The following is a 7,219-nucleotide window of genomic DNA, read 5'->3' as shown; positions in this document are numbered from 1 at the left end:
AGAAATTTCGTATAACATATGTATAAGATAATTGTATTTCTCTCTCTTTTATCTTAACTACATTATACGAGAATATTAGGATAGAAAGAGATTTTATAATACATGATGGTGCTACTTGTGTTGTGTTTGGTGATAAGAAAGATTTAACATTTAAGGTTATGACTGCTGATGCCTTAGATAAAGAATATGAGAATGAACAAGATGAGTTTTTTTCAACTGAAAATGGTTTGGTATATTATAATCATTATTGGGGAGTGCAAATTTCGAAGTTAATTATTTTTTCTGAAACTGTATTTAAATTTTTAATAAGTATCAGTAATATTTCTGGTGATAGTAAAATTGAGTTAGAGCATTTCTTTTCTCAAGGAATAAATAAATTTGTTGATAGTGATGGGAAAGAATGCAAAGATGTACAAGACGTTCTAATGGATATGCTAAGAATAATAATTGAAACTTAAAATAAATAAGGAGTATAGATATAGATAATAAATTAATAAATTCCAATTTGCAATGATGTATAATTTTAATGAAGGATGCAAGTACAAGCACTAAGAGTAGTTATTGATTATATATAAAACTTCTCATTATAATAAAAAGTTATAGTACATGAAAATGAAATGTTGAATAAAAGTTAGTAGTAATATAGGTAAGAGTTAGGAAATTATCCCTAGCTCCTTGAATTTAGATTATAATTTTTAAAAAAGTTGTGTAGTAATATTATTTTTTCATTACAATTAGAAAGAACATATCTTGAATAAGAAACTACTTTAATATCATCACCAAAGAAGGTGTATAGGACTCTTATACTTTTTATGGGTTGTATCTAAGGTGAATTTTATATTATCTTCATAGGTGGCAATACACTAAGGAGAGTATAGGTATAATTTTTAAATATATAAAATCTAAAAATATTCTTAAATTTATCTTTGGCTTTTTAAAGTTAGATTACATATTTGTCTTATTGTTAAGTTATGTAATTTTCTATAGCTTAATAATTTATCTTTAGTATTATCAGTTTCCTCTAAATAGATGTCAAAAAAATATTTTGTATCAAGTTTAAAATATGCAACTAATTTTCTTAATATATCAATTTAAGAAAGCTTTATTCCAAGGTCAATATCTCCAATACAATTTCCAACATTAAATCTGACTATTTTGGATGTGGGATTAGATGCTCAAGGTATTATTAGTATCAGGGATATAGGGTATAGTAATATGATTAACAGATATAATTCTAGTTATTAAAAGAAGTAAAATATTAAATCTAAAAATATAAAGTATTGATATTATATATAAATTCATTGGTAAATAGAAAAGAAGAGGTAGGATAGCTATTTATACATATAAAAATTAAAGGCTTGGATTTGCTTTATATTAGGCAAGTGACAAGCCTTTCATAATATATATCTAAGCTACCCAATAAATAAAATAAGTTTAATTAATCTAAAACATATTTCTATTTAATCAAGGAATATATAAAAAAATAGATTTTAGTAGAAGTAATTGATTATAATATATTTATTAGAAAGATTTTAAGTGATTCTAAAGTATAAGTTGAGAACTAAATAATAGGGGTGGATGTATGGGGGTTAGTGATCTATTTAAAGTAAAAGATTTTAAAGAAAAGATTAAAAGTTTAGAGAATCAAAATGCTGATTATAAGAAACAGATTGAAATTGAAAAAGATAAATCAATAAAAATAGATATTAAAAATAGAAATTTGAAATTAGAAAATGAAAAGATTAAAAAAGAAGTATTAGATAATCAAAATAAAATAATTGAATTAGAAATGAAGATTGAAAATATTGTAAATAAATATAGAAAGAATATTGAAGAAAATAGAATTAATATAGTTAAATTAGAGGCAGATCTTCACACAAGTAAGGAAAAGTATAAAAAAAAATCTTTGCAAAATAAAAATTTAAAATTGAAAAGTGAAAAAATTAAAGAAGAAAGTATATTTAAAGATAATGAAATAGCTAGATTTAAAGATGAAATTCAAGAAGTAAAAGAGAGTATTCAGGAAATTTTAGGACAAAATAAAAATTTGAAATTTGAAAATGAAAAATATAAAAATGATGAGGTAAGTAAAAATAATGAAATAAGCAGATTTAAAGATGAAATTCAAGGAGCAAAAGATAATATTCAAGAAATTTTGAATCAAAATAAAAATTTGAAATTTGAAAATGAAAAATATAAAAATGATGGGATAAGTAAAGATAATGAAATAAGTAGATTAAAAGGCAAAATTCGAAAAATTGAGGAGAAGATTATTTTTGAAAAAGATCTTAGCAAAAGATATATTATTGAAAAAAATTTTTTAAATACTAAGATCAGTGAATATAAAGAGATATTAAATGATAAAGATTATTATAAAATAAGAAATAATAAAAAATATATAGGAAAATTAGAAGATGATAAAAAAATAATAGAAGAAATTATTAAAGGTAAGGAGTATGAAGTTGAAAAACTTATTAACCATATTGAGGAGTTAAAAGAGCAAATTATTGTACTTGATGATGAAATTTTATATCAAAGTTTTGGTATATATATTCCATTATATAATTTTCTAACTTCTGAGCAATATAAAAATAAATTGTTATTAATACGTGATGAACAGAAAAGAATGATAAAATCTAAAACAGCAACATGTAATTTAAGTTATTGGGGAATTGATAGTAATATAAATAAAGAGGTTAAATTACATGGTGATAATGTTAAACAAATAATAAGATGTTTTAATGGTGAGTGTGAAGCTATAATAAATAAAGTTAAATTTAATAATTTAGATAGTATAAAGAACAGAATTGAAAAATCATATAATACATTAAATAAAATGAATAAAAGAAATGGCATTGAAATATCTAAAGAGTATCTGAATTTGAAATATCAAGAATTAGATTTGGTATATGAATATAATGTAAAAAAGCAAGAAGAGAAAGAACAAGCAAGAACTTTAAGAGAAGCCAAAAGAGAAGAAGAAAAATTACAGAAGGAAATTGAAGATAAAAGAAGAGAACTAGAAAAAGAAAAAATGCACTATAATAATGTAATGAAAAATCTTGATGAACAAATAAAAAATGAAAAAAGTGAAACTCGATTAGAAGTGTTAACTGAGAAGAAAGCTGATGTTGAAAATAATTTAAATGATGTATATAAAGCACTAGAAGAAGTTGATTATAGAGAGGCAAATTATAGAGCAGGATATGTTTATATTATATCGAATATTGGCGCATTTGGAGAAGATGTGTATAAAATAGGAATGACACGTAGACTTGAACCACAAGATAGAATTGATGAATTAAGTAGTGCATCTGTTCCTTTTAAATTTGATGTGCATGCTATGATTTTTTCAGATGATGCACCTAAACTGGAAAATGTAATTCATAAAGCATTTGAAGACAAAAAAATAAATGTTGTTAATGGAAGAAAAGAATTTTTTAAAGTATCTATAGAAGAAATTGAAGATGTAGTAAAAGCAAATTATGATAAGTCTGTAGATTTCATAAAAGTTCCAGAAGCACAACAATATAGGGAATCAATGAAATTAAAAGAATGTAAAAGAATATAAATTATGAAAGTTACTGTAGATTTATAATGTTTCTTTATAAATAATAATAAATAATATATGAATAGGATAAATTTTTATTATAGATTTAGTTTTAGAAACAATAAAGGGAACAAAAGGAATTATGCTCTCTTGATAAAATCATCTGATAAGTTCATCAGTCTGTGATTGATTCGAAACAGTATCAATCAGAGTGAAAGTTTTTCACCACCAAGTTGTCATTCATATCGTTAGTTGTTTTGTACCACATTACTATAAACCTTGTAGTGACAATAAGTTTTGGATATATGGAGTATTTTACTTCCTCCATTTTAAGCTATTGCATTACTGAAACTAACCAAGAGGAAGTAGTTTCTTCTTTACAGTTATCTTCAGTAAAGTTAAAATTATTCATAGAATAATATTTGCATTTCTTAATTTTTAGTGGTAAGAAAATTATACTTGAAGGCTTGCAATTACCTGTTACCTTTTAATGGAAAACACTAAAGTTTCGTTTGTATGAAACTTAGGTAATTAAAAAGATAAATAGATTTAAGTAGATAACTTTGGACTGCACTTAATGGGATTGGATGTATCTAATTCCCTTTTTTAATTTTATATAGTTTATCAAATTTGAGACTTTCAAAACCTTTACTCAGTTTAAGACTTTTTATTGCCTATAATGATGACATAGCGATTTTGGGGAGAGGTTTATAGAAAAAGATTTATGGATTAGCGAGCCTGTAAATAATATTTTTAAGGACCAAGATTCAATCTTGATCCTTAAAATATAAAAAATTTTACTGAATCAAATCTTAATTCTTTGCTAATTTTAAAATTAATTTAACTGTTTAGGCATAAGTATTTAGACAAGTTCCTAATTTATTAACATAACTTTTACTTTTTCTTAAAATTTCAGCTAATCGTGATTTGGTTAGACAGCTTTTTATCCAATATCACTTTATTATACATGAATATTAAAAGCTGTATCCTCATATTAGGTCGAAAGTTTTTAGATGGTATTTACCTTTTCTTATGGTAAAATTATCTTGTAAATATAACTTATAGGCTTTTGAAATCGATTTAAAGAATTTGTTTTAGGAGGAAATGTTAGTAAAAATAAAATCGATAAACCTAAGATAGAAGCCAATAAAGTAATAGATCTTACAAATTATTAGGGGTTTAATTTGTAATAAAAGAAATAAGTTAAAAAATTAATCATTAATGGGGGAAATAAATTCAGGGGTGTAGGGAATTAATGAACAAGGGCAAAACAAAAACAAAGAGAGTTGTATTAATTATAAAAAAGAAAAAGAAAGAAGGGGAAAATTAACTGGATCTCAATTATGATCCAGTTAATTAATTTATTGAAAATAAATTAGATCCAAATTGAAGTAGTTACAGAGTTTCATTAAATTATCTTTACATATTTTATGACCATTCTCATATTTACAAATTGATGAATATCCAATATGGGCATTAATGGCAAGCTGCCTTTTGGTTAAGCCATTCATCAATCTAAGTTTATGTATTTTCTCTGCAAGGTTATTTGCAGGTAGGTTATTATGTATTGTATCTGTAGGATTATTAACATCCTCAAATACTTCTCTGAATGTTGCAGTATTGTTCACATAGGACATGCAAAATTGATGACAACTTATTACCCTCTTCATAAATTAAGAAAAATAAAAGGATTAGAACATGTAAAATATATTGATCCTTATGCTGGAAGTAAAGGAAATTCTATAAGATACCTTTCAGTTGCTCCTAGAACAAATGATATGAAAGTAGTAGGGGTAGATAATTTGTTCTGTGCAGGGGAAAAGAGTGGATTATTTGTTGGTCATACAGAAGCTATATGTACAGGAACTTTAGCAGGTCATAATGCAGTTAGACTGATGATGGGATTATCTCTTTTAATTCTTCCAAATTCCATTGCTATAGGAGATATAATATCCTATGAAAATGAGAAATCTGAAACAAGAGAAGGAAGAAAAGAAAGATATACCTTTGCAGGAGCTGGTTACTTTAAGAGGATGCAGGAGCTTGGACTTTATACTATGGATATTAGGGAGATTAAGAAGAGAATAAGTAAGTTGAATTTAGATGGAATATTTGATGATAGATTATGTTAAAAGTTTTAAATTTAATTAATATGAAAAATACTGGCTTTGGTCAGTATTTTTCATATATAGTTGAAAATTAGTTCTATTTACAAAATGGGGTTAACTATGTAAAATATGAATATTGTATGGGAACCTAAATTATTAAGCAAACGATAGAATTGAAAATAAAAAATATATAGTTGAAATGTTTAATAAGGTTATAAAGAATAATAGTGAATTTTAATATAAGACATACTTTTTCATATTAGGTTTATAAATATTAAATCATTTAGCATAAGTGTATTTATAAATCTAATTTAAATGAAATGGCCAAATTACGAAAGTTAATTCCAGGGATAGTATTAATAGGTACAAGAATAGAAATGCAAAGATTAGAAGAAATATTAAATATGAATAGTGTAACTATTTCGATAAGAAGGTTAGAAAATAATTAAGTTGGCATATTTGTGCAAAAATCATAATGACATTTATAATAAAAATTGAAAATATGATACTTTAAAATTTAAGGAGAATTTATATGTATACAGAATTAGATAAGTATCTATCAGGATTTTTTACAGAGGATTCCTGGTATGATGATGGATTTGAAATTGCAAGAGAGATGTTGGAAGAATTTAATGATAATGATTGGGAAAAATTACTTAGTGATATTCTTCTAAAATCTGTGGAATGGCAGATTAGATTTGCATATTGTGTAGATAGTAATATAAATGATGAAAATATAATAAAATGTCTAATTATTCTTTCTAATTTAGATAATGAAGCGTTATTTGAAGGATGTATTGATTCTTTAAGATGTATTGTTAATTCAGAAAATATAGAATCAATATCTAAGGATAAGATATTGATTGAAAAAGTCAAAAAGTTACTACCTATGTGTGGAGATGTTACTAGAAAAATATTTGAAGATTTTCTTATAAAATTAAAAGATAAGATTATATGATACATTTAATAGTTCAGAGACATTTATATTAAAGTAAAAGCATCGATTTCATCTTTTAAAGAAAAACAATTACATTCTGACAAATTTTCTTTAATAGCTAAAATTTTAGAATTAGAATTTAACATAAAAAGAAGCGTCAGAAATAATTCTTACTGGAACAAGGGTAGAAATGATAAGGTTACAAAAAATATTAGCAAGTCAATCTATTGAATCATGGATGAAAAGAATAAAATAGAAACTTATTCTGAGTTAAATACCTAAAATTTAATCTTAAAAAGTAAAAATATATATACAAATCTTAGTTTCAAGAGTAAATTATAGACTTTCAAGAAAACTATGTTCAAATTATATATGTATTATGATAACCTGGTTATAGGGTTAATTTTAACCTATTTATAAAGTTATTATTAACTTTTAAAATTATATTTAAGGAGTGAATATCAAATGAAAAAGAAAGTTATTTCAATTCTTGCAGTTGCAGCATTAGCATTCTCATTATGGGGAGCACCGATAAAAGCTAGCGCAGCTACATCTGGAGACATTACTATTGAACCAAATGGGTCTATGACTTTACAACAAGCTATAGATAAGGTACAACCAGGT

At 24.5% G+C, this 7,219-nt stretch carries 5 protein-coding genes and 1 pseudogene; 5 read left to right on the top strand and 1 reads right to left on the bottom strand.

What is annotated here, in order from left to right; translation table 11 throughout:
• Nucleotides 1-122: 122 nt before the first annotated feature.
• On the top strand, nt 123-458 hold the full coding sequence (locus tag NNC19_RS23025) for a hypothetical protein (protein ID WP_310941032.1): 336 nt from the start codon (nt 123-125) through the stop codon (nt 456-458).
• 1,124 nt (nt 459-1,582) lie between these two features.
• Nucleotides 1,583-3,571 carry a DUF4041 domain-containing protein gene (locus NNC19_RS23020; protein WP_310941031.1) on the top strand — a complete coding sequence of 663 codons (1,989 nt, stop codon included), beginning with the start codon at nt 1,583-1,585 and terminating at the stop codon, nt 3,569-3,571.
• A 1,340-nt stretch (nt 3,572-4,911) separates the two neighbouring features.
• Here the strand turns inward: NNC19_RS23020 and NNC19_RS23015 are convergent.
• A complete protein-coding gene (locus NNC19_RS23015) occupies nt 4,912-5,178 on the bottom strand; it encodes a helix-turn-helix transcriptional regulator (protein WP_310941030.1) in 267 nt (88 codons plus the stop codon).
• Between NNC19_RS23015 and NNC19_RS23010 the strand changes: the two are divergent.
• The 3 genes and pseudogenes from NNC19_RS23010 to NNC19_RS23000 all read left to right on the top strand — a co-directional run.
• Nucleotides 5,143-5,682: pseudogene (locus NNC19_RS23010) on the top strand (FAD-dependent oxidoreductase); the annotation flags it as partial. The gene NNC19_RS23015 and the pseudogene NNC19_RS23010 sit on opposite strands and share 36 nt — an antisense overlap.
• Nucleotides 5,683-5,978: 296 nt before the next feature.
• Nucleotides 5,979-6,107, top strand: coding sequence for a hypothetical protein (locus tag NNC19_RS23005; RefSeq protein WP_310941029.1), 129 nt, complete (start codon nt 5,979-5,981; stop codon nt 6,105-6,107).
• 83 nt (nt 6,108-6,190) lie between these two features.
• A complete protein-coding gene (locus NNC19_RS23000) occupies nt 6,191-6,616 on the top strand; it encodes a hypothetical protein (RefSeq protein WP_310941028.1) in 426 nt (141 codons plus the stop codon).
• The last annotated feature ends 603 nt before the right edge of the window (nt 6,617-7,219 follow it).

This window comes from Clostridium sp. SHJSY1 (genome assembly GCF_031626875.1).
Classification (GTDB): domain Bacteria; phylum Bacillota; class Clostridia; order Clostridiales; family Clostridiaceae; genus Clostridium.
This window is presented reverse-complemented; position numbering and strand designations above follow the sequence as displayed.

Bases quoted from the DNA above. Each gene is read 5' to 3' on its own strand.
- NNC19_RS23020 (WP_310941031.1), top strand. From the start codon at position 1,583: ATGGGGGTTAGTGATCTATTTAAAGTAAAAGATTTTAAAGAAAAGATT.
- NNC19_RS23005 (WP_310941029.1), top strand. From the start codon at position 5,979: ATGGCCAAATTACGAAAGTTAATTCCAGGGATAGTATTAATAGGTACA.
- NNC19_RS23000 (WP_310941028.1), top strand. From the start codon at position 6,191: ATGTATACAGAATTAGATAAGTATCTATCAGGATTTTTTACAGAGGAT.